Origin of the sequence: Aquimarina mycalae, from assembly GCF_029906345.1 — a bacterium.
Classification (GTDB): domain Bacteria; phylum Bacteroidota; class Bacteroidia; order Flavobacteriales; family Flavobacteriaceae; genus Aquimarina.
In genome coordinates this window covers 230,863-256,078 of the sequence record NZ_JARYGY010000001.1, presented here as the reverse complement: position 1 = coordinate 256,078, position 25,216 = coordinate 230,863, and the positions used below count along the sequence as shown (strand labels likewise).

At 32.8% G+C, this 25,216-nt stretch carries 21 protein-coding genes; 12 read left to right on the top strand and 9 right to left on the bottom strand.

Annotated features, from left to right (window positions below; genetic code table 11):
• Window positions 1–138: 138 nt before the first annotated feature.
• Window positions 139–1,449, bottom strand: a complete 1,311-nt coding sequence (locus QBK95_RS01025; RefSeq protein ID WP_280929617.1) for an alginate export family protein — start codon at window positions 1,447–1,449, stop codon at window positions 139–141.
• Between the two features lie 253 nt (window positions 1,450–1,702).
• Here QBK95_RS01025 and QBK95_RS01020 point away from each other — a divergent pair, with 253 nt between their 5' ends.
• The gene (locus QBK95_RS01020) at window positions 1,703–2,386 is read left to right on the top strand and encodes a response regulator transcription factor (RefSeq protein WP_280929615.1); all 684 of its coding nucleotides are present in this window, start codon (window positions 1,703–1,705) and stop codon (window positions 2,384–2,386) included.
• A 16-nt stretch (window positions 2,387–2,402) separates the two neighbouring features.
• Here the strand turns inward: QBK95_RS01020 and QBK95_RS01015 are convergent, their stop codons facing one another.
• Entirely contained in the window at window positions 2,403–3,230 is an 828-nt protein-coding gene (locus tag QBK95_RS01015; protein WP_280929613.1) for a type IV pili methyl-accepting chemotaxis transducer N-terminal domain-containing protein, read from the bottom strand.
• A 456-nt stretch (window positions 3,231–3,686) separates the two neighbouring features.
• Between QBK95_RS01015 and QBK95_RS01010 the strand changes: the two genes are divergently transcribed.
• From QBK95_RS01010 to QBK95_RS00970, 9 genes are all read left to right on the top strand, one after another.
• On the top strand, window positions 3,687–5,096 hold the full coding sequence (locus QBK95_RS01010) for a CmpA/NrtA family ABC transporter substrate-binding protein (protein WP_280929611.1): 1,410 nt from the start codon (window positions 3,687–3,689) through the stop codon (window positions 5,094–5,096).
• A 117-nt stretch (window positions 5,097–5,213) separates the two neighbouring features.
• A complete protein-coding gene (locus QBK95_RS01005; protein WP_280929609.1) occupies window positions 5,214–6,311 on the top strand; it encodes an ABC transporter permease in 1,098 nt (365 codons plus the stop codon).
• 12 nt (window positions 6,312–6,323) lie between these two features.
• Complete coding sequence (locus QBK95_RS01000) at window positions 6,324–7,187, top strand: ABC transporter ATP-binding protein (RefSeq protein WP_280929607.1); 864 nt, start codon at window positions 6,324–6,326, stop codon at window positions 7,185–7,187.
• An 11-nt stretch (window positions 7,188–7,198) separates the two neighbouring features.
• Complete coding sequence (locus tag QBK95_RS00995; RefSeq protein WP_280929605.1) at window positions 7,199–8,020, top strand: ABC transporter ATP-binding protein; 822 nt, start codon at window positions 7,199–7,201, stop codon at window positions 8,018–8,020.
• A gap of 24 nt (window positions 8,021–8,044) precedes the next feature.
• Entirely contained in the window at window positions 8,045–8,377 is a 333-nt protein-coding gene (locus tag QBK95_RS00990) for a hypothetical protein (protein ID WP_280929603.1), read from the top strand.
• A 257-nt stretch (window positions 8,378–8,634) separates the two neighbouring features.
• The gene (locus QBK95_RS00985) at window positions 8,635–10,035 is read left to right on the top strand and encodes an MFS transporter (protein ID WP_280929601.1); all 1,401 of its coding nucleotides are present in this window, start codon (window positions 8,635–8,637) and stop codon (window positions 10,033–10,035) included.
• 108 nt (window positions 10,036–10,143) lie between these two features.
• On the top strand, window positions 10,144–10,470 hold the full coding sequence (locus tag QBK95_RS00980) for a hypothetical protein (protein ID WP_280929600.1): 327 nt from the start codon (window positions 10,144–10,146) through the stop codon (window positions 10,468–10,470).
• A gap of 433 nt (window positions 10,471–10,903) precedes the next feature.
• Window positions 10,904–14,425, top strand: a complete 3,522-nt coding sequence (locus QBK95_RS00975; RefSeq protein WP_280929598.1) for a nitrate reductase — start codon at window positions 10,904–10,906, stop codon at window positions 14,423–14,425.
• Window positions 14,426–14,427: 2 nt separating this feature from the next.
• The gene (locus tag QBK95_RS00970) at window positions 14,428–15,864 is read left to right on the top strand and encodes a rubredoxin (RefSeq protein WP_280929596.1); all 1,437 of its coding nucleotides are present in this window, start codon (window positions 14,428–14,430) and stop codon (window positions 15,862–15,864) included.
• Between the two features lie 20 nt (window positions 15,865–15,884).
• On the opposite strand, the gene QBK95_RS00965 is transcribed toward QBK95_RS00970, so the two are convergent.
• On the bottom strand, window positions 15,885–16,403 hold the full coding sequence (locus QBK95_RS00965; RefSeq protein WP_280929594.1) for a lipocalin family protein: 519 nt from the start codon (window positions 16,401–16,403) through the stop codon (window positions 15,885–15,887).
• Window positions 16,404–16,824: 421 nt separating this feature from the next.
• On the opposite strand from QBK95_RS00965, the gene QBK95_RS00960 reads away from it, so the two are divergent.
• Both QBK95_RS00960 and QBK95_RS00955 read left to right on the top strand, forming a co-directional pair.
• Window positions 16,825–17,358, top strand: a complete 534-nt coding sequence (locus QBK95_RS00960; protein WP_280929592.1) for a hypothetical protein — start codon at window positions 16,825–16,827, stop codon at window positions 17,356–17,358.
• A 297-nt stretch (window positions 17,359–17,655) separates the two neighbouring features.
• Window positions 17,656–18,129 carry a hypothetical protein gene (locus QBK95_RS00955; RefSeq protein WP_280929590.1) on the top strand — a complete coding sequence of 158 codons (474 nt, stop codon included), beginning with the start codon at window positions 17,656–17,658 and terminating at the stop codon, window positions 18,127–18,129.
• A 23-nt stretch (window positions 18,130–18,152) separates the two neighbouring features.
• Here QBK95_RS00955 and QBK95_RS00950 read toward each other — a convergent pair whose 3' ends face one another.
• The 6 genes from QBK95_RS00950 to QBK95_RS00925 form a co-directional block, all read right to left on the bottom strand.
• A complete protein-coding gene (locus QBK95_RS00950; RefSeq protein ID WP_280929588.1) occupies window positions 18,153–19,607 on the bottom strand; it encodes a S41 family peptidase in 1,455 nt (484 codons plus the stop codon).
• A 183-nt stretch (window positions 19,608–19,790) separates the two neighbouring features.
• Window positions 19,791–21,098, bottom strand: a complete 1,308-nt coding sequence (locus tag QBK95_RS00945; protein ID WP_280929586.1) for a carboxypeptidase-like regulatory domain-containing protein — start codon at window positions 21,096–21,098, stop codon at window positions 19,791–19,793.
• A gap of 212 nt (window positions 21,099–21,310) precedes the next feature.
• Window positions 21,311–22,714, bottom strand: a complete 1,404-nt coding sequence (locus QBK95_RS00940) for an ATP-binding protein (protein WP_280929584.1) — start codon at window positions 22,712–22,714, stop codon at window positions 21,311–21,313.
• Window positions 22,715–22,837: 123 nt separating this feature from the next.
• Window positions 22,838–23,845, bottom strand: coding sequence for a GTP 3',8-cyclase MoaA (gene moaA, locus QBK95_RS00935; protein ID WP_280929582.1), 1,008 nt, complete (start codon window positions 23,843–23,845; stop codon window positions 22,838–22,840).
• A 10-nt stretch (window positions 23,846–23,855) separates the two neighbouring features.
• Window positions 23,856–24,770: a bifunctional molybdenum cofactor biosynthesis protein MoaC/MoaB gene (moaCB, locus tag QBK95_RS00930; protein ID WP_280929580.1), complete on the bottom strand. Its 915-nt coding sequence runs from the start codon at window positions 24,768–24,770 to the stop codon at window positions 23,856–23,858.
• 2 nt (window positions 24,771–24,772) lie between these two features.
• On the bottom strand, window positions 24,773–25,210 hold the full coding sequence (locus tag QBK95_RS00925) for a molybdenum cofactor biosynthesis protein MoaE (RefSeq protein WP_280929578.1): 438 nt from the start codon (window positions 25,208–25,210) through the stop codon (window positions 24,773–24,775).
• Window positions 25,211–25,216: the final 6 nt, after the last annotated feature.

The following is a 25,216-nucleotide window of genomic DNA, read 5'->3' as shown; positions in this document are numbered from 1 at the left end:
CAAAATTAAGTATTAATACGTATTTAACTAGTGAGAATTACGTAATTATAGGTGTTGTAAATTGAGAATTTCAAAATAATACCTAAAAAAACCTGTGAAACTAATTTTACAGGTTTTAGATTAAATATGATCAAAAAACTATTCCTTTGGTTTAGAGTTCCATTTTAAGAAATTAGGTTTTACTATTAGCATTGCCCATCCCCAGTTTTGTAAACCGCTAGGATTGGTAATTCCTTTAAGAACTTCCATACTGTCACCCGCAAACATTTGTGAGTATCCTATTTTTAAAGTAGCATATGGCAATATTTTTTGTGTAAACACTACGTCTAATTCTGTACCTAAGTATTTATCATTAGTTCCTGCAATGTCTTCTGCTGCAGAGAAATAATGAAGTTTAGCAAGTAAGCTATTAGATGTTCCTGTTTTGACAACTACTTTGGCATATATATCTTGTAGTCCTACATTATTCGCATGATTCCCTACATAAAAATAATCCATATATCCGTTAAACTTATGGTTGGTTCCAAAAATCGGAAAGAATGATTTAATTTCTCCATCACTTCCTCCATTGTCATCACCACTTAGTAATTCTGCTCCAATACCATATAAAGTTTTCCCTGGTTTATATGTAACTTCTAATCCCGCATTGTAGGCAGCGAGATCCACAGTTTCTGTAAATTTTCCTGTCTGAGCATAGAGATTCAGAGCAAACTTTAATCCTTTTGTAGGTTTTGCTACCAAATGTGTTCCGAAAGTCTGTCTGTTTACGGTACCATCAATAGGGGTTTGACCATCTGTATCTAAATTCTGATAAGAATTGTTTGCAAAAAGTAAACTACCTGAAAATGTTTTCCAATCTTTATGCAACCATAAATATGCCATTCCTTTATAATCAAATACAGCTCTTGCATTGCCATTGTTATTGGGATCGAATAATGTATTTACTCTACTCACACCATTTTGATTAAATGAAAAACCAACGTCCAGTTTTAAACCAGTTTCATTTTTATACTGAATAAGAGCTGCATCATGAAACCTTCCTTGCATAGCCCAATCTAATCCTCCTAAGATTCTTTGATCATCATATGAAAGTGCTTGCCTTCCTAATTTGGTAGACCATCCGTTACCAAACTTAAAATCAATCCAGGCTTGCGCCAGTGAGAAACTATTATTGCCATCAGCTGCAGCGATCTGAGGAGTATCTCCCCATACACTTACATCCTGCACACTAATATAGGCACCGAATTTGTCGGCTTTATATCCAAATTTTAATCGGGAGCGTTGTTGCACAAATAAAGCCGCATCTGCCCCAGAAGGAATTAGATTACCAAAACCATGAGAATATTCTAATCGAGGCCTGATATCTGCATCTATACTAAGCTCTTGTGCGTTTCCCTTAAAGACTAATACCAATAATAATATTATGGTAAATTGTAATTTGTTTTTCATCTGTTAAATTTTGTTCTTTATGCGAGCAAACTACTAGCATTGTTCCTATGTTCTTTTTAATAGTTCTATTAGCAAAAATTAATTAACGATTGCAAATCTAAGTATTAATACTTAGATTTGTATTGTTTTTTAAATGAAAATACGTATTTTAAATTCTTATATTATTAAATTTATGAGGCTGTTTTTGAATTATTCATATCTTTGTTAAGTGAATAATTCGCACTGGTAGTAGCTTAATTAAGTATATATAAGTATGGTAAGTATTGTATTGGTAGATGATCATTTTTTGGTTAGAGATGGTATACGTTCACTTCTGGAAGATGAAAATCAATATGAGGTTATCGGAGAAGCTTCTGATGGGCGAGAAGCGATAGATATAGTTCAGTCATTACAACCTGATATTGTAATCTGTGACATAAGAATGCCAGAAATGTCTGGTATTGAAACGGTAGAAAAATTGACCACTTTATCGGTTTCTTCTAAAACTATTATGTTATCAATGCATGATTCTGATGAATATATATTACAATCTATTAATGCAGGAGCAGACGGTTATCTATTGAAGGGTGCGAGTAAGGAGGAGTTTCTGAAAGCACTAGCTACAGTGAGTAAAGGAGATAAATATTTTAGCGGAGACGTATCTTCTATATTGGTGAAAAATATACTTAAAAAGGGAGCTGTTGGGGCTACGTCAATAAAACCTGATAAAGTTCTGATGACAACTGTAGAAGTTCAAAATCCATTTGATCTTACAAAAAGAGAGAATCAAATACTAAAGTTGGCGGTTTCAGGTATGACTAATAAAGATATAGCCGCAGCATTAGATATTAGTAAACGTACTACAGAGGTTCATCGCTTTAATTTGATGAAAAAAATGGGAGTTAAAAATGTGTTGGAGCTAAGTAAAAAGGCTAGAGAATACAATATGATTCCCTAACCCTGTATTTTTAAGACTAATTATTGGCAATACCTTCGTATAAACCAGTAATTTTATTAAAAGATTTGGTTAATTCATTTGTGGTTAAGAATATTTCTTGCAGTGGAAAGTCATTGTTTAACAAGCCTTTTTTGTTCAGTTGAAATTTTTCCCAATATGACATGATTAAGCCTAACTCTTCTTCAATTTCTGTGCTGTTGTAACTGTTAATTAATAGGTTTCCTATCGCATTGTCAAATTCTGTGAATACATCGCTTAGTGTTTTTTTGTATTCTGGTTTGCCTTCTTTAAATATGGTTGTAGCTATGTAGTACAAACATAATCTTTGAGCAAGCATTCGCTGTTTTCCCGATACATTTATGGTGTTTACCAGTTCTTTGTTTTTATTTTGGAAAAATTGATTATTGTAGTTAAAATTATTTTCAATACTAATGACCACTTTATTGCATGCTTTAAGTAAGTCTGTATTCAGTTTCATAACTCTTGTAGAATTTTGAAAATCAGGATTACTAAGGATTACTTCCTTGAATATTTCCCATAGTTGATTAACTTTTTTTAAGGACAATTTAACGGAAGTGCTTGTTGCATTCTTTGTTAGAATTTGAAGCTGCTTTTCAAAAATAAATTTACTTGAGTTTAATTCTTTTTTAATTGCATCGTCATTTATTCCTTTGGCCATTAGTAGATAAGCTTTAGACATTTTTTGGGATAACATTCGTTGTTTTCCAGATATGTTTACCGCTTTTCCGTATGTTATAGTACCATAGTTCTGGGATTGAGAAAAAAGATTTACTTGACATAATATTAATAGTATTGTTGATGCTAGAATGATGCTTTTTTTCATGAGTGGTTATTTTGGGTTAATAAATAAATTATAGTTTGTTTAAAAGGTATGATGAATGTTTTAAGATCATATGCTATACTTACATAAAAAACTACGTAAAAATACTTATTTTTTTGATTATTCCAAATACTCTTGTTTAAAACTTTTAAACCTAAAAAATTGACATTTTTTAGTACCAATAACTTCAGGTGGTTATGAGGTTTTTTTATTTTGATCCTAAAAAAAACTTCTTTATACACCGTTTTTACTGATTTCTTGATGCTTATTGTTTTAAGCATGATAACGTATTGTCAAAATTAGGTACTCTTTTTAATAAAAATTTAATCAAGAATATAAAAATTTTTGGAATACATAATTTATCATAAAAATACGTAGTTTTTAAGATTAAAAACTTTTTAAATAAGTATTTATACTTAGTTTTGTATTGTTCTATTAGCAAATTTTCAAAACTGAATTATGAAAAAATTGAATTTTAAAATATTAATCGTTTTAACCACAATGATAATTATGTCATGTGGTGGGGAAAAGAAAAAGGAAATAGCATCTAACAATGCTGAACAGCAAAAAAAGGAAGGATTAAAATTAACAATAGAAAAACCACAGTTAACTTTTGGTTTTATAAAACTAACGGATATGGCTCCTTTGGCGATAGCTAAGGAGAAAGGTTTTTTTGAAGATGAGGGGCTTTTTGTGTCTGTAGAAGCACAATCAAATTGGAAAAATGTATTGGATCGTGTTATTGATGGTCAACTAGATGGTTCTCATATGTTAGCAGGACAACCTATTGCGGCAGGAGCGGGTTTTGGAAGACAGGCAGAATTGGTTACTCCGTTTTCTATGGATCTTAATGGTAATGGTATTACAGTATCTAATGATGTTTGGTCTAAAATGAAACCGAATGTTCCTAAAGGAGAAGATGGAAAACCAATTCATCCAATATCAGCAGAAGCTCTTAAACCAGTTATAGAGTCATATAAAAATGATGGAAAAGCTTTTAAGATGGGAATGGTATTTCCAGTTTCTACACATAATTATGAAATACGATACTGGTTAGCTGCGGCAGGAATTAATCCTGGAATGTACTCTAAAGATAATATTCAAGGACAGATTGATGCAGATGTATTATTGTCAGTTACTCCTCCACCTCAAATGCCAGCTACACTTGAAGCTGGAACTATATACGGATATTGTGTAGGTGAGCCTTGGAATCAGCAAGCAGTTTTTAAAGGAATAGGTGTTCCAGTGACCACAAATTATGATATATGGAAAAACAATCCAGAAAAAGTGTTTGTAATGACAAAGAAATTTGTGGAGCAATATCCTAATACAGCAACTGCAGTAACAAAGGCATTGATTAGAGCAGGAAAATGGCTAGATACTCCTGGAAACCGTCCTGAAGCTGTAAAAATATTATCCATGCCAGAATATGTTGGAGCTGATGAAGTAGTGATCGCAAATTCCATGACTGGAACTTTTGAATTCGAAAAAGGAGATAAGAGAGAAATGCCTGACTTTAATGTGTTTTATAGACATGACGCGACATATCCTTTCTACTCTGATGGAATCTGGTTTTTAACGCAAATGAGACGTTGGGGACAAATCCCAGAAAGCAAGCCAGCAGCCTGGTATGATGAGACAATAAAAGATATCTATCGTCCTGATATTTGGACAAAAGCCGCAAATCTTTTAGTAAAAGAAGGACATCTCCAAGCTTCAGAATTACCTAAAACAGATGGTTATAAACCAGTAACTACAGATTTTATAGATGGTAATAAATACGATGCTAAAGACCCGATAGGGTATATTAATAGCTTTGGTATAGGTAACAAAGAAAATGTGGAAGGTGTTTCAAGTATAGAGAAGTAGAAAGAGCATTTGCTCTTTCTATTTCCCTTCCTAAATAATAATGTTTAATAATAAGGTGTTCCAATTTTCTTCGAATCAGATAAGTATACAGCAATTCGAAGGCTTAAATAAAAATAAATGAAAGATAGATCAATCCATATTCTCAATTTTGTGGGATTAGGTTTTTTTGAACCAGCTATTAGATTAGCGTCGGGTGAAGAAGTGAAAAAAAATTTGATAGGACTATTCAAGAAGATTTTACTCCCTGTTTTGTCTGTAGGTATGTTTTTATTGCTATGGCATTCTGGAGCTACTTATTTATACAATGTTGAAAAAGATGCCAGAATAGAAAAAGCACTTAGTGATCAAGGCGAAGCTGGAGCACTAGAAATGCGTACCTGTATTGAATCTGGAGATATAAGCTGTCAACCTAATACGCTTCCATCTCCAGTTCAAGTCTGGGTAGCTTATAAATCGTTACTGGCAGATCACGCAATTATATCAGGAAAAAAATCGGCTTTTGCAGATAAAGTAGCTGCTACTAATGCTCAAAGAAAAGAACAGGGTTTAGCTCCGATAACCTATACTGGTAGACCGTCTTTTGTGGATCAGATATTAACCAGTTTAAAAACCGTATTTGCAGGGTTTTTACTAGCGTTATTCATAGCGGTTCCTATAGGAATTATGCTTGGACTAAGCCAGACGTTGAGATCTTCAGTAAATTGGTTAATTCAGATATTTAAACCAGTATCACCTGTGGTTTGGTTGTTATTGGTGTTTATGATTGTTAAAACATTAACTAGGGGATCTGATTCTGATAGTTCCTTTATTATTTCTTTTATAAGCGTTGGATTATGCTCGATGTGGGCAACATTGGTAAATACCAGTATGGGAGTATCGTCTGTTGATAAGGATTATATAAATGTTGCTAAAGTATTGCAGTTAAGTGTTGCGCAAAAAGTGTTCAAAATCATTTTGCCGTCTTCCTTTCCATTAATTTTTACTGGGTTGAGAATTACCTTGTCCGTAGCCTGGATGGTATTAATTGCCATAGAATTATTAGCACAAAGTCCTGGATTAGGTTCCTTTGTTTGGGAAGAGTTTCAAAATGGCGCAAATGATTCTAATTCTAAAATAATTGTAGCAATGTTTATTATCGGTATCATCGGGTTTTTGCTTGATCGTATTATGCTTACCATTCAGAAATTTGTAACGTTTACAGAAGAAACTGTCTAAAAAAATTATAAGATGGCGTATATAGAATTAAGAAACGTATCCAAATCTTTTGGAACAGGAAAAGATCATACTAAGGTGTTATCTAATATTAATTTGGAAATCGAGGAAGGAGAATTTGTAGCAATTGTAGGGTTTACGGGTAGCGGAAAAACAACCTTGATAAACCTGATATCTGGGTTGTTAATGCCAGATGAAGGGCAAGTTTTATTTAAAGGAAAACCTGTAACTGGACCTAGTCATGAAAGAGGAGTGATTTTTCAGAATTATTCATTACTACCATGGTTGAATGTTCGGAATAATGTTGGGATGGCTGTGAAAGAGGCTTTTAAGAAGATGTCTAAAAAAGATAGGAGTAAACGCGTAGAAGATTATGTAGAGATGGTAAACCTTTCTCCAGCTATAGGCAAACTTCCGAAAGAGCTTTCTGGTGGAATGCGACAACGAGTTTCTGTAACCAGAGCCTTATCTATGAGTCCTGATGTTATTTTAATGGATGAACCGCTAAGTGCTTTGGATGCTTTGACCAGAGGAAATTTACAGCAAGAAATATTAAAAATATGGAACAAAGATAAAAAGACAGCTTTATTAATTACCAATGATGTAGATGAAGGTCTCTTGATGGCAGATCGTATTATTCCTTTAAAACCAGGGCCCAAAGCTACCCTTGGTCCAGTGTACAATATTGATCTGGAACGGCCAAGAGATAAAACCGCTCTGAATCATAATGAAGCGTATAAAAAACTTCGTAATGGTATCATGGAATATCTTATTCAGATAGGAGAGCAGAGAGCTTCTAAAAAAGAGAATTCATATGTATTGCCCGATATTAAACCAAGGATCAAACAAGCTCCTTTCAGGAGTATAAGTTTTAGTTAAAAAATAAAGAAATGGAAACATTAGAAGAATCAAAAGTCCGTAGATCTGATAACGGGTTGTTCGAAGATAAATATATGCTGGATATTTCTCAGCTCACTAAAATTTACCCTACACCAAAAGGAGATTATGTTGTCTTAGATGATTTGGATTTAAAAGTTAAGCATGAAGAGTTTATTTCGATTATTGGTCATTCAGGTTGTGGTAAATCTACCTTGCTTACTATGATAGCAGGGCTTAATCCAATTTCAAGAGGAACTATTGTAGCGAATAACCAAACGATAAAAGGACCAGGTCCAGATAGAGGTGTGATATTCCAGTCTCCTAGTCTATTGCCTTGGATGACTGCATATGATAATGTAATGCTGGGAGTAAAGCAGGTGTTTGCTCACGGTACAAAAAAAGATAGAGATGATATTGTGAAATATTATTTATCTAAAGTGGGACTGGAAGAATCTATGCACAAGAAGGCTAAAGAATTGTCTCAGGGAATGCAACAGCGTGTTGGTATAGCCAGAGCCTTTGCTCTCAAACCAAAGGTCTTATTATTAGATGAACCTTTTGGAATGCTAGATTCGCTAACGAGAGGAGAGCTTCAGGATGTACTTATTGAAGTATGGAATCAAGAAAAAATTACAGCAATCATGATTACTCATGACGTAGATGAATCTATATTTTTGGCAGATAGAGTCATCATGATGACTAGCGGTCCCAGAGCTAAAGTTGGAGATATACTGAATATTGATTTTGAACGTCCTCGTCTTAGAAAGGATGTATTAGATCATCCAGACTATTATAAATATAGAGAACATTTGATTAATTTTTTAGAACATTGAATAATAACCCAAAACGAAATGAATATGGTGAATTTAAAAGAGGTGATTAAAGTATCAATTGCCGAATTTTTGGATGTAGAAATACACAGAGATACTGGAAATTTAGATTTTGCTTCTAAAATCGAAATTGTGCAAAAAAGAATAGGAGATAAAATAAAAAATAAGCAAAACTCTTTAGGTGATTTAAATACTCTTAATAAGTACGAATATGAAATGTTTTTTAGTAGTAACCCTAATGATATGATTAAAATAGATGGATGGGTGCCTATAGAAACAAGTAATATAGGAAGAGTAGAAAAAATTTCGGAATATATTGAAATTGGATTGCTAAGAAAAATAAAACCGTTATACAACTAACAAACATTAGTTCTGAAGCTTTGCGAAACGTGTCTAATTAAAGAAAAATGAATTATGATATTTTGATTCTAACAAATGCAATATTTCGTTTTTTTTAAATTACTCATAGTGTATTTGTGAATATCATAATAATATTCTGAGATTGTCAATTATAAGAGTTTTAGAAGTTTTATTTAAGTATTTGTACTTAGTTTTGGTCAGTAATTACGTATTTTATATTGAAATACGGGATGTGTAAAACTAAAAACTAAGTAATAATGACTACTAATAGTAAATCTACAACCTTGAATTTGTTAAATCTAAAAAGTCTACCAATTCGAACTTTTTGGATAACTTCTATAGCGTTTTTCATCTGTTTCTTTTCCTGGTTCGGAATTGTTCCGTTTATGCCAGATGTAGTAAAAGATCTAGGATTGTCACCTGATCAAAAATGGAATTCGATTATTGTTGCAGTATCAGGTACCGTTTTTGCCAGATTATTGATTGGTAAGTTATGTGATAAGTACGGCCCACGAATTTGCTATACTTGGTTATTGATTTTAGGCGCGATTCCTGTAATTCTGTTGGGTTTTGTGCAAACTCCTTTGCAGTTTATTATTTGTAGGTTGTTTATTGGATTTATCGGAGCATCATTTGTAATCACTCAGTTTCACACTTCTATAATGTTTGCACCTAATATCGTAGGTACAGCGAATGCTACTTCAGCGGGATGGGGAAATCTTGGTGGAGGAGCAAATCGTTTAGGAATGCCATTAATTGCTGCAGCTGTGATAAGTTTTGGAGTAGCCGAAACAGAAGCTTGGAGATACTGTATGGTGATTGCGGGTATTGTTTGTTTTCTAATGGGAGTAGTGTATTACTTTTTTACTCAGGATACACCACAAGGGAATTATGCAGCCTTAAAAGCTAAAGGAGAGTTACCACAGTCAAAAAAGGATGAAGTAAGTTTTTTGAGTGCTATTAAGGATTATAGAGTATGGATTTTATTTGTAGTATATGCAGCTTGTTTTGGAATGGAACTCACTGTATACGGAACAATGGATGATTATCTTCAGAATACATTTCAGTTAGAAAGATCTACAGCAGGTAACTTGGTTTTATCATTTGCTTTAATGAATATTTTTGCTAGAACTTTAGGTGGTTTTTTTGGTGATAAGTTTGGTAAACTTAAGGGATTAAGAGGACGCGTACTATTTTTAGCAGCGATACTTGCGGTTGAAGGACTAATGTTATCATTATTTTCAGGAATGACCGGATTAGCTTTTGGTATTGTATTTTTAGTAGGTTTTAGTTTAACAGTTCAAATGGCAGAAGGAGCTACTTTTTCTGTAGTGCCTTTTATTAATAAAAAGGCAATAGGATCAATCTCGGGTATTGTAGGAGCAGGAGGAAATGTTGGTGCATTTGTGGCTGCGATGGTATTAAAATCAAAATCAGCCATTGCAGAAAAAACTGCTATTGCCGAGAATCAAAGTTTAGGTCAGGAAGCGGTAGAAGCCGCACAAGCTTTAGCTTCTTCTGAAGCAGTGTCAAGTGGATATTTTATTATTGGAGTTTTTGTAGTTTTTACTGCAATCGTATCATTGGCAATTAAGTTTTCTACTGAAGATGAAAAAGCTGTAGAAAAAGAAATGAAAGCAGTTCCTGCTTATAATTAATATATCGAAAAATGAATTTTGATACCAGTTATGAGAAATTGTAACTGGTTTTTTTCCTTATAACATTCAGATTTGTTGAGTTATATCTAATACAAAAAAAAAGAGAGTATGAATATAGAAGAATTAATAAGTATATCGATTACGGAGTTTTTGGATGTAGAAATACACAGAGATACTGGAAACCTAGATTTTGCATCCAAAATAGAAATCGTTAAGAAACGCATTTCGGATAAGATAAAAAATAACCCCGATTCGTACGGGATCAATAATCACCTAGAAACCTATGAGTATGAAATGTTTTTTAGTAGCAATCCTAATGATATGATTAAGATTGACGGTTGGATACCTATTGATACTAAGAAAATTGAAAAAATTAATAAAATAAAGGAGTATATAGAAATCGGATTATTAAGAAAAATTGAAAGAGCAGCATGACCTGAAACGTTATAGTTGATAAATTTTTCCAAAAAGACAAGTGTTTTAGAATCTGTTTGAGTAATATTGGTATATTTAAAGTAATATTTCAGTACTTAGTTTTTAAGTGCCAATTTAGAATGCTAATAGAAATTTATATTCAGAAGATACTTTTGAATTCTCCTTATACAACTTAGTGTTTGAAACCTTAAAGAACTAGTAGCTTTAAGTGTTTCTTGTGTTGCCGGTTACAAGAAGTTGTAACCGGCTTTTTTGTATCTATAAGTTAATAAAAGTTATAGCCTTAAAATCCTATAATCATTTTTTAATCATACATATTTTGTCGAATCCGTAATTCTTTTGTGTTTACGCTATAAAAAGGATTTGAAGTTATGATGAATACGTATTAATACTTAGTTTTGAAGAGTAACTTAAGTGTTTTTTAAATCGATATATGACTGCATTTAAATCTTATAAAACTACCTGTTCTTATTGTGGTGTTGGTTGCGGAATCATTGCTAAAAAGGATGCTAAAGGTGCCATTACTGTAGAAGGAGACCCTGATCATCCAGTGAATAAGGGAATGTTGTGTTCTAAAGGAATGAACTTACATCATGTGGTTCAGGACAAAAGTGATAGGGTCCTATATCCCGAAATGAGATGGAGTAAAGGGCACGAACTACAAAGAGTATCATGGGATCAGGCTTTTGATCGAGCAGCAGCAGTTTTTAATTCAATCATTAATAAATATGGTCCAGATAGTGTAGGGTTTTATGTTTCTGGACAATGTCTTACAGAAGAATATTACCTTGTAAATAAACTGACTAAAGGTTTTATAGGTACTAATAATATTGATACCAATTCCAGATTGTGTATGAGCTCTGCTGTTGTTGGATACAAGCAAGCCATAGGAGAAGATAGTGTTCCTATAGCCTATGACGATATAGAACTTGCAGATTGTTTTATGATAGCAGGAGCGAATCCAGCTTGGTGTCATCCAATTTTATATAGAAGAATTGAAGCTCATAAAGAACAAAATCCCGATACCAAAATCATTGTCGTAGATCCTAGAAAAACACAATCTTGTGATATTGCGGATCTGCATTTGCAAATAATTCCTGGTACTGATATAGTATTATATAATGCCATTGCTAAACGATTAATTGATAAAAGAAAAGTTGATAAAAACTTCATCGCAAATCATACTGATAATTATGAGTTATTAAAAGAATCGCTTCAGTCCATGTCATTAACTGAAGCATCTAAAGTTTGTGGAGTAGCAGTAACCGACATCAAAAAAGCTGCTTCATATATCGGTAATGCTAAAGGATTTATAACACTGTGGGCAATGGGACTAAACCAAAGTTCTATAGGAGTATACAAAAATAATGCGTTGTTAAATTTATCGTTACTTACCGGTCATATCGGAAAACCAGGATCTGGACCTTTTTCATTAACGGGCCAACCTAATGCAATGGGTGGCAGAGAAGTAGGAGGAATGGCAAATCTATTGGCAGCACATAAGGATCTAAGTAATGAAAAACACAGACTAGAAGTTGCCAACTTTTGGAGAGGAAAAGAGATTTCGGAAAAACTAGGATTGACGGCTACTGAAATGTTCGACGCATTAGAAAGTGGAAAACTAAAGGCAATATGGATCATTTGTACAAATCCACTAGTTAGTCTTCCTAATGCCAATAAAATTGAAAAAGCACTCCAAAAGGCAAAATTCGTTATAGTGCAAGATATTTCGCATCGGTCAGAAACATTAGAATATGCCGATTTGGTATTACCAGCTGCAGGTTGGGCAGAAAAAGAAGGAACGATGACTAATAGTGAACGTAGGATTACGTACCTCAATAAAGTAATAGATCCACCAGGAGAAGCTATGCCAGATGCCGAGATTCTATGGAAATTTGCACAGCGAATGGATTACAGAGGATTTGATTACACCTCTGTAGAAGAAGTGTATAAGGAACACTGCCAACTTACAAAGGGTACTAATATTGATATTTCAGGTTTAAGTTATGATCGTTTAAAAACAGAAGGTAGTTTTCAATGGCCTGTACCAGAGCAAGGACATATGGGAACCGCTCGTCTATTTCAAGATAAACGTTTCTATACAGATACGGGTAATGCCAAATTTATGATTCCTAGGTTTATTAAGCCTACATCAGAATTATTGACAGAGAAACACCCTTTAATTCTAACAACAGGTAGAGTTCGAGATCAATGGCATACTAGAACAAAGACAGGAAAAGTAAATAGGCTATTAACGCATATACCGCATCCGTTTCTGGAAATGAACCAAGTGGATGCTTTTCTAAGAAAGATTAAAGATGGCGATATTGCTATTGTAGAAAGTAAAAGAGGAAAGGTACAAGTTACTGTAAAAGTATGCGATACCATAGGTAAAGGAGTAGTGTTTTTACCAATGCATTGGGGTAAAGTATTAGGAAATGATTATGGTCGAGCTAATAATCTAACAACTAGTATTATTGACCCAATTTCTAAGGAACCAGACTTTAAATTCTCTGCGGTACAAGTTTCAAAATTTGTGAAGGAGAAACAGAAAATTTGTATCATCGGTGCTGGAACCGCTGCATATCGTTTTATACAAACATATCGAGAACATAATACCGAAGATGATATTATCGTATTTTCTAAAGAACCATACCCTTTTTACAACCGTGTTTTATTACCAGAATATGTAAGCGAGGAATTAACTTGGAAACAGTTGCAAAAAATGCGGGAAGGAAGCATGGAATCTCTTAATGTAACCTTATCTACTAGTAATCCGATTACTGAAATCAATAGGGAAGAAAAATATCTTATTGATAGCAGAGGAGAAAAACATGTTTATGATGTAGTCCTAATGGCAACAGGAAGTAGAGCTTTTGTTCCTAAAGAAGTGCCAATACATCTGCCAGGAAGGTTTACCATGAGAGATAGAGGTGATGCTGATAAGCTAAAAACATTTTTAGAAGAAACAGGATTGCCTGATCATGAACAACATGTTACCATAGTCGGAGGAGGACTATTAGGGTTAGAATTGGCTGCAGCATTGCGAAAGAAAAGAGTGAAGATTACAATTGTACAACGTGGTAATCGATTGATGGAGCGTCAATTAGATATTGTAGCAAGTCGTCTGTTGGCAGAGGATGTTCGTGAAAAAGGAATTCAAATTCATTTTGATAACGAAGTAGATACTGTTTTTAATCAAGATTCTGGTTCATTACTGGTAAATCTAAAATCTGGAAAGTCATTTGCGTGTAATGCAGTAGTATATTCTATTGGTACGATTCCTAATATAGATTTAGCAAAAGCGGTAGGTGTTGATTGTCGAAGAGGAATTTTGGTAAATCAATATTTACAATCTAGTGATCCGAGTATTTTTGCAGTTGGTGAGATTGCCGAATTTGAAGGTAATCTATTTGGTATTACGGCAGCAGCAGAACAACAAGCTGATATCGTAGCAAAATATCTTTTAGGAGATTTTAGCGCCATTTATAAAGGATCTGTATTCATGAATATTTTAAAGTTTGAAGATCTCGATTTATGTAGTATTGGAAATATTGATGTTCCCAAAGAAGATCCATCGTATGAAGAAGTGATTTTTATGGATGTAGGGAAACGTTTTTATAAAAAATGCATCATTAAAAATGATTGGTTGGTCGGAGCAATTTTAATGGGAGATAAGAGTGAGTTTGCCGATTTTAAAAGGTTGATCGAAGAGAAAATAGAATTATCAGAAAAAAGAGATGAGTTGCTAAGGTCGTCACAACCAGATGAACCTGTACTTGGTAAACTAATTTGTTCTTGCAGTCAGGTTGGAGAAGGTAACCTGGAAGAAGCCATAAAATCGGGCTGTGAAGATTTCTCAGAACTTTGCTTACAAACAGGAGCTGGATTAGGTTGCGGAAGTTGTAAGCCAGAAGTAAAAGAAGTGCTAAATAATGTAATGCAATTAGCGTAAGGATGGAAGAATTTATGCATAGAGTAAATATAAAAGGTGGAATTTTATCGCCAAGCGAAATGCAGCGTTTTATTTTGTATGCTGAAACGCTAGGACTAAACACATTTCATTTCGGATCCAGACAAGATATCATATTCCCTTCAAAGGATGAAAAAGGAAATGTGGTTGCAGAACACGAATCATTTGACTCTGATTTTTTTACTCCTGAAACGGAGCAAAATATAAGTTGTTCTTACGTTTCTATAGATATTTTCAATTCTACTGTTTGGTTACGTGGCACAACATATTTATATATTCTTGAACAATTCAGATATAAACCTCAATTAAAAATCAATATAAGTGATCCTCAACAACAGTTGGTTTCGTTGTTTTCGGGAGATCTTAATTTTATCGCTTCAACTCATGAGGATTATTGGTATTTATTTTTAAAGTTACCTGGTTGGGAAGAAGTATTTTATCCAGTACTAATATTTACTTGGGATATTGCTAAAGTTGCTCAAGAAATTGAAAGAGTATACGAAAAAGTAAATACGGTAGATGAACTTTTTCAGTTCCTTAATGAAAGTATTGATACGAATAACCGAATTTTCGAAAAACCATTGCGGGTTAATTTTAAACCATTTCCCTATTATGAAGGCATGAATAAAATGGGAATCAATCAATACTGGTTAGGCTTATATTGGAGGAATAATCAATATGATCTTACATTCCTGAAAGCACTTTGCGAATTTTGTATAGAATATCGAATCGGAAAAATATGTTTAACTCCATGGAAATCATTTATCATTAAAGGGATACCAAAGGAATGTAAACTGGCACTGGAGAAACTTCTGGGCCAATTCGGAATAAATGTACGTCATTCTGCCTTAGAACTAAACTGGCATTTACCTGTAGGTAGTCAGAAAGCATTAGACCTTAAAAAATTTCTGGTTATGAATTTTGATCAGAATGATATTAGTACCTATGGGATGACATTTGCGATAAGCATACGACGTAATCAGAAAAGGTATTTTACATCAGTAGTTATAGAAGAAAATAAGACACCTAGCGCGGTAAAAGATTTTGTGATTAGACCTACGTATAATGTATTGTATGCCAAAAATTTTGATGCTAATACCCGAAGTTACATTGTATATGCGCAAGATATAGATCAAATGGATTTGCCAGCCATATTGTTAGAACTTACTAAAACATATTTCCAAAATTTGGGAAAAAATGATGAAGAAAGTTTTGCAGGAATTACTTCTAAAAAAGAGACTGTAGAAATTGAGGTGTACCAATGCCAGGATTGTCAAACCGTGTATGATCCATCAGTAGGAGATGTTGTATCTGGTATTGCGGAAGGTACAGAATTCATGGAATTACCAGATACCTACGAATGTCCATTATGCGAAGCTTCAAAAGATCAGTTTGAGAAAATGATTCTCGAAGTTATGTAGAGAATAGGATTGTTGTTATGTTACTTATTATGAAAATCTCTGTTAGGTACTAGTACATCTTCTTGTACATAGGTATCTATAATGGTTCTTACTTTGCTCGAAAATTGCGCATGTCTAAACTGTACTTGTAGTGTGTCTTTACTTAGATATGTAATTTGAAAAAACTTATAATTCTTATCTATATTCATTAATTCTGGAAGTTGATCACTTTGTAATTTAATGAAGTAATGTCCTGCTTTATTTTGAATAATTTCCCAGTCTGCTACTAATGAGGGTCCGCAATTGGATGTATCTCCATTATTATCTTTCATAGTCATATTAGAAAAATAAGTAGCCCTATGCGCTAAGAAACATCCAGCCATATTCATTCTATGACCATCATTATATCTTTTTGCAATTTTCCAGGTTTTACTGTTAGCACCTGCAATAAGAGCTGTAGCATTATCTGGAATTTGATAAGGTTCTTTATTACTGTTTGAACAAGAGTATGTTACAATCAGGGCTAAAAATAAAAGTAATACAGCGTAGTGTTTTGTCATAATCTAAAAATTGATAATGTATTCCTATCAAAAACTATTCCTGTTATAAAAATTGGAAGTTGCTTGAATCAATGTCTCGATTGTAACGCTATGTACATTAAGGTTTTTTATGATTTTTTTTAAATATATAGGGTTGCTGTTTTTTTTGTTAACCATGTATTTTGTGATAATGAGTAGCAACTACAAATTATCAAGATGATCATACAGTTTTAGAAACCAATAGTGATGATTTCTTGTTGAGGCTTAACAATGTTATCATACCACTAGTCACAGACTAGCGGTAGCGAATGAAAATTTAGTTCTGAGAGTTTTAGGAAAACCAGAAGATCAAAGAGATGGTTCAGGTAAAGATGGTAAAGCTTTTCATGGAGGTGGAAAAGTTGAAAACTCAAGAACTTTACCTTTATTAAAAAACTAAAGTATGAGTCAATTTAAATCAAGTATTATAGTATTAGCGTTTTTCCTTTTAACTTCATGTAAAGGACAAAATTTAAATGATTTTTTAGAGAAAAGTCAAATTAAAAGTTCTTTAGTTACTAATGAAGTTTTAAGGAAAAAAGGAAATAATAAGAACCCATACTTATTATTTTCTATATCAGATTCATTGTATTTAATAATTGAAAATACAGATTCTAGTTATTTAGAAAAAATAGTTGAATTAACTGATAATGAAGTAGTAAATATTTTATCAGTGAAAAAAAATGAAAAATCAAATTATATTTTGCAAAAAGGATTTAATAAAGAAAATTATTATAAAGAGTTTATAAGTTTTGAATCTGATTTTTACAAAGATGGATATGAAATAGCTCAAGGAAGCAAAACTTATTTTGTCATGGTAGATACATTAGGTTATAAATATGGCGAGTCCATTTTATCAATAATCGTAAGACCAAACCCTATTGATGAAGAACTTTATGGATATTTAGCATCAAAACTTTTAAATTTTAAAAAATAAAACTCCCAATTGCTCGGATATGATCACGCAGATTCGTAATCTGTGCGGCGTATGAGTAAGCGGTACGAGTAAGAAAATAAAGATAAGAACCAGTTACATTGATTTGTAGCTGGTCTTACCATAGAAATCGAAGGTATATCGATCGTAACCTTTATTTTTATAGTAATCTGCAATTCGTTAATACAGAGAACAGTTTTTAACATAAACTACTTTGTACCAAAGTAAGTGAGTAACTTATGCTTTCATCTTGTTTTTTATACCTAAGTTAGCATCAAACGATGAACTTGTTTATCTACTATGAAAGCCGCTACAGTAAGAGAATTAAAACTAGAGTTGAGTGATTGCACGCATCAAGAATTAATAGCTTTTTGTTTGCGATTATCCAGATTTAAAAAAGAAAACAAAGAGTTACTTACCTATCTACTATATCAATCTTCGGATGAGGATGGATATATAGCAGAAGTACAGGAGCAAATAACTCAGGAGTTTGGCCTGATTAATACCAGTAGTTATTACTATATCAAAAAAAGTGTACGTAAAATATTGCGTATTGCTAAAAAATATATCAGATATTCTGGCAAGAAGGAAACAGAAGTGGAGATACTCATCCATTTCTGTACAGAACTAAAAAAGATGCGTCCTTCAATTCGAAATAATAAAGTGCTGTTTGGTATATATGAACGACAGATTCTGAGTATTAAGAAAACGATTCTATCGCTACACGAGGATTTGCAATATGATTATACATTGGCTGTAGAAGCTATAAATTAATACTAAGATGCTATTGAAGTTTTCTAACCTTTTATTAATCGAAGGATATAATCCAGTTGACTATCGACCCCTTTTTTTAGATCTTCTACCGAAAGCAATACCTCTCTATCAGGAAGGACTCCTGTACCTTTGGGTATCGTAGTATCCTTTACGTAATGTGTTAGTTTTTCCATAGACATTAACATCATAATGTTAGAATTTGGAAGCTCATAATATACTGGGAATTGACCTGTATGAGAATAGTAACCACCTCCTGTTTCTTCACCCACTAAAAGAATATCTGGATCGTTTTTTGCCAGTAAAGCAAATGCAGAGCCAGCAGAAAAAGTAGTGCCACCTGCTAACACATATACTTTACCTCGAAATCTATTTCGATCAGGAACCATCATAACTTCGAGATCATCGAAGTTAAGTTTCCATCCATTGTATTGGGGATGATGATAAAACTTATCTTTTAAAAATTCTTTCTCATTAGCATAAGTTCTGGATACATAGTTTCTTTCGGGAATTTCTAAGGATGCTACAAATGCACTTGTTCTCTGTTTAAATAGGGTATTGGTAATAAAAGAAAATAAATGCACAGAATTAGGTCTAAAACCACCATCGTTATTTCTTACATCAATGATCAGATGCTTTATTTTCTTTTTATTAATCTCTTTAAAAAGTTGTACCAAACGTGATTTAAATGCGCGAATATCTATACCAAAAGAGTTTACTACTAGAACTGCCGTCTTTTGATAGTCTTTATAGTATACAAAGGGTTCTTTGGTATTTATATGTTTGGAGAAAAAATCTACCTTGTCTTTTTGGAGGTGATATCTGGAGAAATAAGAATTTCTATTGATATTTCTATGTTTGGCATTAACAAAAGATTCTGCGGGTACAGTGATTGTTTTTTCTATGCCATCAGGAGCTAAATATACAATGGTAAACTCTTTTTCTATGCCATACTCATACATATAAAACAATCCAAATTTTAGCTCAATGTCTCTATATTTTCTGGTAAGGTTGTATCCATCGGTAGGAGCGTATTTTTTTAGGCTTTGAAGTATATGAGAGGTCTCTTTTTTATTTATTTGAAGGATTTTAGATCCTATTGGTATTCCAAAATCATCCGTATCCGTATAGAATTCGGTATGTATGATTTTGAGTATTAATGGAAAATAATATTGAGTAGTATTGAGCGTATTCGGAGCAAAAAGTAATAGATGTCCATCTCTGATTTGATCTGTCACCAACTGCATCTTTTTAAATAATTCAATATCAGTAATTTCTTCTTCAAAAGATGTTTCTGTATCTGTAAAAATCAAATCTAATTCAGTCTCTTCAATATATTCATAAAGCGCGGGATGCCCTTGTAAAAGTATATTTTTGAAAATTTTAAAATCTTCGCGAGCTTCAGTATTACTTATTTTTTTTTGAGCAAGAAGAGTAGTGGATATGGTAATAAAAAGTATGATACATACAATGCGACTCATTCTATACGTTTTGAAAAAAATTATAATTCTTGTAAAAGACTTTTAATAAGAAAAGATGTTACAACCCCTTGTTTTTCTGAAGTGTAAAAATAATAAATTAGATAGGAGTGCTCATCAAAAATATATAAAAAAAACAGGTACTTGTATAAAGTACCTGTGCAGTGTTCGCTTGTAGCAAGTATATTAGTTTAATTTTCTTAACTGCTTTTGTATTTTTCGGATGGCAGATTCGATAGACTTTTCGGGTTCGATAACATTATATTCTCCCCAAAATTTAGGATCTGAGAATCCAGATGCTTCATCACTAATGACTACAGAAGATTTTAATCGATCTCGTGGTCTTAGGTTTTCATTGTCAATATTCTTTTTCCAATCCGTAATTGCCATTTCAATATTTAACTTATACGTAGAGTTAAATAATTTCTTTTTCCAATTTACCTTAAAAACCAGATCGATTCTCCCATATCCATAGTACCACTTTCCATCTTTTTCTCGATAATCAATGTTGTAAGTAGCAACAGTTGGATATACTTTAGCTCTTGCTGGCTTTCTTTTAACAAACAACTTACTTGCTTTATTTTTGTCTTTTAGATTTAAACTAAAAACTGCTTTTGTAAGTGCTAAAGTTTCAGCATCTATATATACTTTTCCATAATAATAAAGATCTTTTATATAGGGGCGTTGTTTAAAGTTTAATACATAGATATGTCGATTATTAATTTTGGTAGATGCGTCAAAACTAAATTGATATATTTTTAAAATATCTTCAGAAAACAGAAGTTCTGGATTTTTCATTACATCAATATACAAGGTACTCGACGGACCTCCTTGAAGTTTTAATGTTAGCGTGTCTAGTTTTTTATAATCCGCACTTTTTCTAGCTCTGTATAACTTAATTACATCGTTTTTATCGGATACATAAGGCTTTTTGTACACATCGACTACAGCTTCAGAAAGCGAGACATATGTTCTTCTTTTTTTTATTGTCTCACGATAAAAAGCAGTCATAATGGTATGATCATTTTGATAATTAGCACCTCTTCGTTTCATAACGGCTTTGATAAGTGCTTCTGGATCTTTAGGATCAATATTAACTTCAGATAGTTCTGTAACCGATATAGCTAATTCGATTTTTATTTTTTGATTGTTAAATGAGGATAGCGAGACTACCTTATCATTATACCCAAGAAAAGAAACAGTTATTTTTCCATTGTTAATATCCTTAGGGACTTTTAATAGAAACTCTCCTTCGTCATTGGTGATTGTAGAAATATTCGTTTCATTTAAAGAAATGGTGGCAGATACCAGCGGTTTATTAGTATCCGCATTAACGACAACACCATTATATTCATCATAATTTATGTTATTTTGTATTTCTGCATTCTGAAAATAACTAAAGGCTTGTACATTGCTAGAATATCCAATACTTATAAGAATGCAAAATAAGATGGTAAAGCGTGTAGTTGCTGGGAAAATATTTTTATAACTCATAACTTATTATTTAAGTTAATAATTGTATCCAAAATTAAATTTGGTAAAGTACTAGTTATACAATATAATAAATTTGCAAAAGAGTTTAATGACAGAATAGTTAAAAGTAAACTAATTCTGTACGGGAGATATATGGTTTTAGAAGATAGAAAAGAGATGTTTTAGTACCAGAAGATCTGTTTTTCGAGAATTCTAAATATTAAAGTATCAAATCAATGATACCCTCTATGATCTGCGAACCAGTTTTTGAGTTTTATATTTAGCACTTCTGTGGTAAAAGGTTTGGTGATATAATCATCAAGGCCTTTGGCAATAAAACGTTCTGCATCTCCAGGAAGTGCATTAGAGGTGATTGCAATTATTGGTGGGATATTTTTATATCCTTGTCTGATGAGTTTACAAGTTTCTACTCCATCTAATTCAGGAAGGTTGATATCCATTAAAATTAGATCGTATACATCTTCTTCAAACATTTCAATCGCCTTTCTCCCTGTTTTTGCTACATCTGCTGTACAACCAAGATATTTAAGAATCTGTTTCGATACTAATATATTGGTGTCTGAATCTTCTACTAATAATACATGAAGATCAAATTTTTGATCATTACTTGTATCAAAAGCCTTATCTGTAGTAGTAATTATTGCATCAGATATTTGCGTATTAAAAGTAAACCAAAAATTACTACCTTTCCCAACTTCACTAGAAACTCCGAGTTTTCCATTCATTAAATCGACTAGTTTTTTACTGATAGTAAGCCCTAATCCACTTCCTTCACCAACTAGAATGGCATCATTGTGTACTTGACTAAATCGATTAAAAAGTGCTTCCTGATCTTTTTTACTAATACCAATACCAGAATCAATCACTTCTACTTTCATGGTAAGGTCATTATTTTTTTTTGAAATTAATGATGTCTTTACTGTGATAGTACCCTGATTAGTAAATTTAATGGCATTTCCGATTAGATTGGATAATATTTGCATCAATCGATTGTCATCTGCATAAATATATTCTGGTAAAGTATCTGGATATTCAGAGATTAATGTAATTCCCTTTGCTTTACTATTAGCTAAAAATAGATCTACGTTTTGAGCTATTAATTTCTTAAGGTTGATTCCTTTAGGAGAAAGTTTGAATTTCCCTGCCTCAATTTTGGATAAATCCAAAATTTGGTTGAGAATATCCAGCAGGTTTAATGATGATTGATGAATGGTGCTAACATATTCTTTTTGTAATTCGTTTAATTTGGTGTTCTTAAAAAGTAAATCAATCATGCCTATCACACCTACCATCGGTGTTCTGATTTCATGACTCATATTCGCCAGAAAATCTTGTTTAAATTTTGAAGCTTGTAAAATTTGTTGATTTTTCTCTTTTAATTTATCCAGATTGCGTCCTCCAAACATTGCAAATAGCCCAAGAAATAGGGGAGCGGTATCGATGATATAATGTATAGGATAGTTTTTTTGTACAAACTTGACAGATTCCCAAGAATACTCCAATCCTAATTTAGCGATATCAATACTTGTAGCCAAAATAGGAAACATCAGCCCAAAAAATACTCCATAGCAAGTATATTTTGCAGCCTCAGATTTTAACCATGATTTTCTATTCATTGATGATGGGTTTGACCAGAATCTTTAGTTAATCATCCAATAAGGTAATTTTGGGGCCTTAAAGGGATATATTGTTAAATATAATGGTTTTTTTAGAAATGTAATATACGAGCTTTTAAGAAATCAACCTCCGATAGCGATCATACTACGGTTTTTAGAATGTAAATCAGGATTTTGTAATTTGTCTGGAGTGTCCATTCCTCCTCGTGTAGCAAATTTATGTTGGAGTGCAGACTTTATAATATTGTTTAAGGGTTGATTAGCTCTTAATGGCTTTAATAGCGAAAATTCTTTGCCAGAGAATAAACAGTTCTTTAGTTTACCATCTGCAGTAAGTCGTATCCGATTGCAAGTATCACAAAAAGGATTTGTTACAGAACTTATAATAGCAAAACTACCTTGATATCCCTCAATTTTATAGTTTCGGGAAGTATCATTTGGTGTATCACTTAGGCGTTTGATTTGTAACGGAAATATGTACGAAACTTTATCTAAAATTTCCTGATGTGTTACCAGTTTATCTATATTCCATTGATTTCCATCAAAAGGCATAAATTCTATAAAGCGTATTATTAAGTCTTTATCTTTGGTTAAGTTAATAAAATCAACAATTTCTTGATCATTAAAACCTTTAATCAAAACGATATTTAATTTTACTTTAAAACCTTCTTTTTGAAAAAGCTGAATCGTATTCCAGACTTTTTCAAATTCATTACGCCTCGTTATTTTCTGAAACTTGTCTTTATGAAGTGAATCAATACTTATGGTGATGGTCTTAATTCCATTCTTTTTCAGAAGCGGTATAAACCGATCTGCCAATACTCCGTTAGTAGTTATTCCTAATTCGACAGGCAAGCTTGCTAATTTTTCTAGTATTAAAGGAAAATCTTTTCTAACCATAGGTTCTCCACCAGTAAGCCTTATTTTATTGACTCCTAGATCTACAAACGTTTTGGCTATAATATAGATTTCATCTGCTGTCATCAAGTGCTCTTTTGGACTTAAAGCAATCCCGTCTGCAGGCATGCAATATGTACATCGTAAGTTACATCGCTCTGTAAGAGAAATACGCAGGTAGTTGTGTTTACGACCAAAAGTATCTGTTAATATGGTATGATTTGTTTTGCTCACATCATTCTATTTAATTGCCCTCATGTTTTGCACCTTTCAAAACTCTAAATGTATGCAGGATTGCAGGAAATATAGCATCCATAGATTCTTTAGCTCCATTGGTAGAACCAGGTAATGCCAGTACTATGGATTCTCCAATAACACCAGCAACACTTCGTGAAAGCATAGCGTAAGGCATTCGATCTTGTCCATAACTACGTATGGCTTCTTCGATTCCTGGTATGCGACGTTCTATTAAAGGTAATATAGTTTCTGGTGTAACATCTCTGGGCGACAATCCAGTGCCACCTGTAAAAATGATAAGATCATTAGCAGCTTCTTTCAATAATTGAATTTGTTGTTGGATTTGATCAGGTTCATCTGGGATAATTGTATATGTTGAGGTTATAACTCCGCATTCTTCTAATTTAGCAATAATTGCTTTTCCAGCTTTATCTTCTTTATGTCCCGCAGAAATTGAATCTGAGCAAACAACTACTCCTGCTGTATACGCATCTCCATTATCTTTATAGGTAGATTTTCCACCTCTTTTACGAAGTAGTTTTATATTTTGTATTTCGACCTGTTTATCTATTGGTTTTAGCATATCATACATAGTAAGCGCAACTACAGATGCACCGTGCATTGCTTCAACCTCTACACCAGTTTTATAAATGGTTTTTACTGTCATCTCAATAGTAATTTCTAACTGATTGATTTTATAATCTATGCTGGTGTATTCGATAGGTAATGGATGACAATCTGGAATCATATCACTGGTTCTTTTTACAGCAAATAATCCTGCGGTTTTGGCCATTTCAAAGACATCACCTTTTGGAATATTTTTAGTTAGAATTGCTTCTATTGTCTCCTGACTACCAACTTTTACAATGGCTTGTGCCACAGCTGTGCGTAGTGTATTATTTTTGTGAGTGATATCAACCATTTCTATCTATTAACTTTCCATACGTGGGTTTCGTCTTCAAGAATTTCTTTACCAAAAACAGGGACATCTTTTTTAATCTCTTCCACCAAAAACTCCAAAGCTTCAAAAGCAACTTTTCTATGCGGAGCAGAAACAAATACAAAAAGACAAATTTCGCCAGTTTTTACTATGCCTAGACTATGATAAATATGCATGCAAGTAAGGTCGAACTTACTAAAAGTAGCTTCTCTGATTTCATGGAATTTATCTTCTGCCATATCTTTGTATGCAGAATAATCGATGGCTTGTACTATTTTTCCATCTATATTATCCGCTCGTACTTGACCTAAAAAAATATCGTGAGCACCAATTGTAGTTTTGGTTTGATGTTTTTCAATTGAGTTAGCTATAAAAGCAGGACTAATGGGTCCGTCGATGAATACTGTTTTCTTTTTTTTCATTATATA

What these genes read in the sequence shown, in the direction of transcription:
- QBK95_RS01025 (WP_280929617.1), bottom strand. Translation starts at nt 1,449, where the DNA reads ATGAAAAACAAATTACAATTTACCATAATATTATTATTGGTATTAGTC.
- QBK95_RS01020 (WP_280929615.1), top strand. Translation starts at nt 1,703, where the DNA reads ATGGTAAGTATTGTATTGGTAGATGATCATTTTTTGGTTAGAGATGGT.
- QBK95_RS01015 (WP_280929613.1), bottom strand. Translation starts at nt 3,230, where the DNA reads ATGAAAAAAAGCATCATTCTAGCATCAACAATACTATTAATATTATGT.
- QBK95_RS01010 (WP_280929611.1), top strand. Translation starts at nt 3,687, where the DNA reads ATGAAAAAATTGAATTTTAAAATATTAATCGTTTTAACCACAATGATA.
- QBK95_RS01005 (WP_280929609.1), top strand. Translation starts at nt 5,214, where the DNA reads ATGAAAGATAGATCAATCCATATTCTCAATTTTGTGGGATTAGGTTTT.
- QBK95_RS01000 (WP_280929607.1), top strand. Translation starts at nt 6,324, where the DNA reads ATGGCGTATATAGAATTAAGAAACGTATCCAAATCTTTTGGAACAGGA.
- QBK95_RS00995 (WP_280929605.1), top strand. Translation starts at nt 7,199, where the DNA reads ATGGAAACATTAGAAGAATCAAAAGTCCGTAGATCTGATAACGGGTTG.
- QBK95_RS00990 (WP_280929603.1), top strand. Translation starts at nt 8,045, where the DNA reads ATGGTGAATTTAAAAGAGGTGATTAAAGTATCAATTGCCGAATTTTTG.
- QBK95_RS00985 (WP_280929601.1), top strand. Translation starts at nt 8,635, where the DNA reads ATGACTACTAATAGTAAATCTACAACCTTGAATTTGTTAAATCTAAAA.
- QBK95_RS00980 (WP_280929600.1), top strand. Translation starts at nt 10,144, where the DNA reads ATGAATATAGAAGAATTAATAAGTATATCGATTACGGAGTTTTTGGAT.
- QBK95_RS00975 (WP_280929598.1), top strand. Translation starts at nt 10,904, where the DNA reads ATGACTGCATTTAAATCTTATAAAACTACCTGTTCTTATTGTGGTGTT.
- QBK95_RS00970 (WP_280929596.1), top strand. Translation starts at nt 14,428, where the DNA reads ATGGAAGAATTTATGCATAGAGTAAATATAAAAGGTGGAATTTTATCG.
- QBK95_RS00965 (WP_280929594.1), bottom strand. Translation starts at nt 16,403, where the DNA reads ATGACAAAACACTACGCTGTATTACTTTTATTTTTAGCCCTGATTGTA.
- QBK95_RS00960 (WP_280929592.1), top strand. Translation starts at nt 16,825, where the DNA reads ATGAGTCAATTTAAATCAAGTATTATAGTATTAGCGTTTTTCCTTTTA.
- QBK95_RS00955 (WP_280929590.1), top strand. Translation starts at nt 17,656, where the DNA reads ATGAAAGCCGCTACAGTAAGAGAATTAAAACTAGAGTTGAGTGATTGC.
- QBK95_RS00950 (WP_280929588.1), bottom strand. Translation starts at nt 19,607, where the DNA reads ATGAGTCGCATTGTATGTATCATACTTTTTATTACCATATCCACTACT.
- QBK95_RS00945 (WP_280929586.1), bottom strand. Translation starts at nt 21,098, where the DNA reads ATGAGTTATAAAAATATTTTCCCAGCAACTACACGCTTTACCATCTTA.
- QBK95_RS00940 (WP_280929584.1), bottom strand. Translation starts at nt 22,714, where the DNA reads ATGAATAGAAAATCATGGTTAAAATCTGAGGCTGCAAAATATACTTGC.
- moaCB (WP_280929580.1), bottom strand. Translation starts at nt 24,770, where the DNA reads ATGGTTGATATCACTCACAAAAATAATACACTACGCACAGCTGTGGCA.
- QBK95_RS00925 (WP_280929578.1), bottom strand. Translation starts at nt 25,210, where the DNA reads ATGAAAAAAAAGAAAACAGTATTCATCGACGGACCCATTAGTCCTGCT.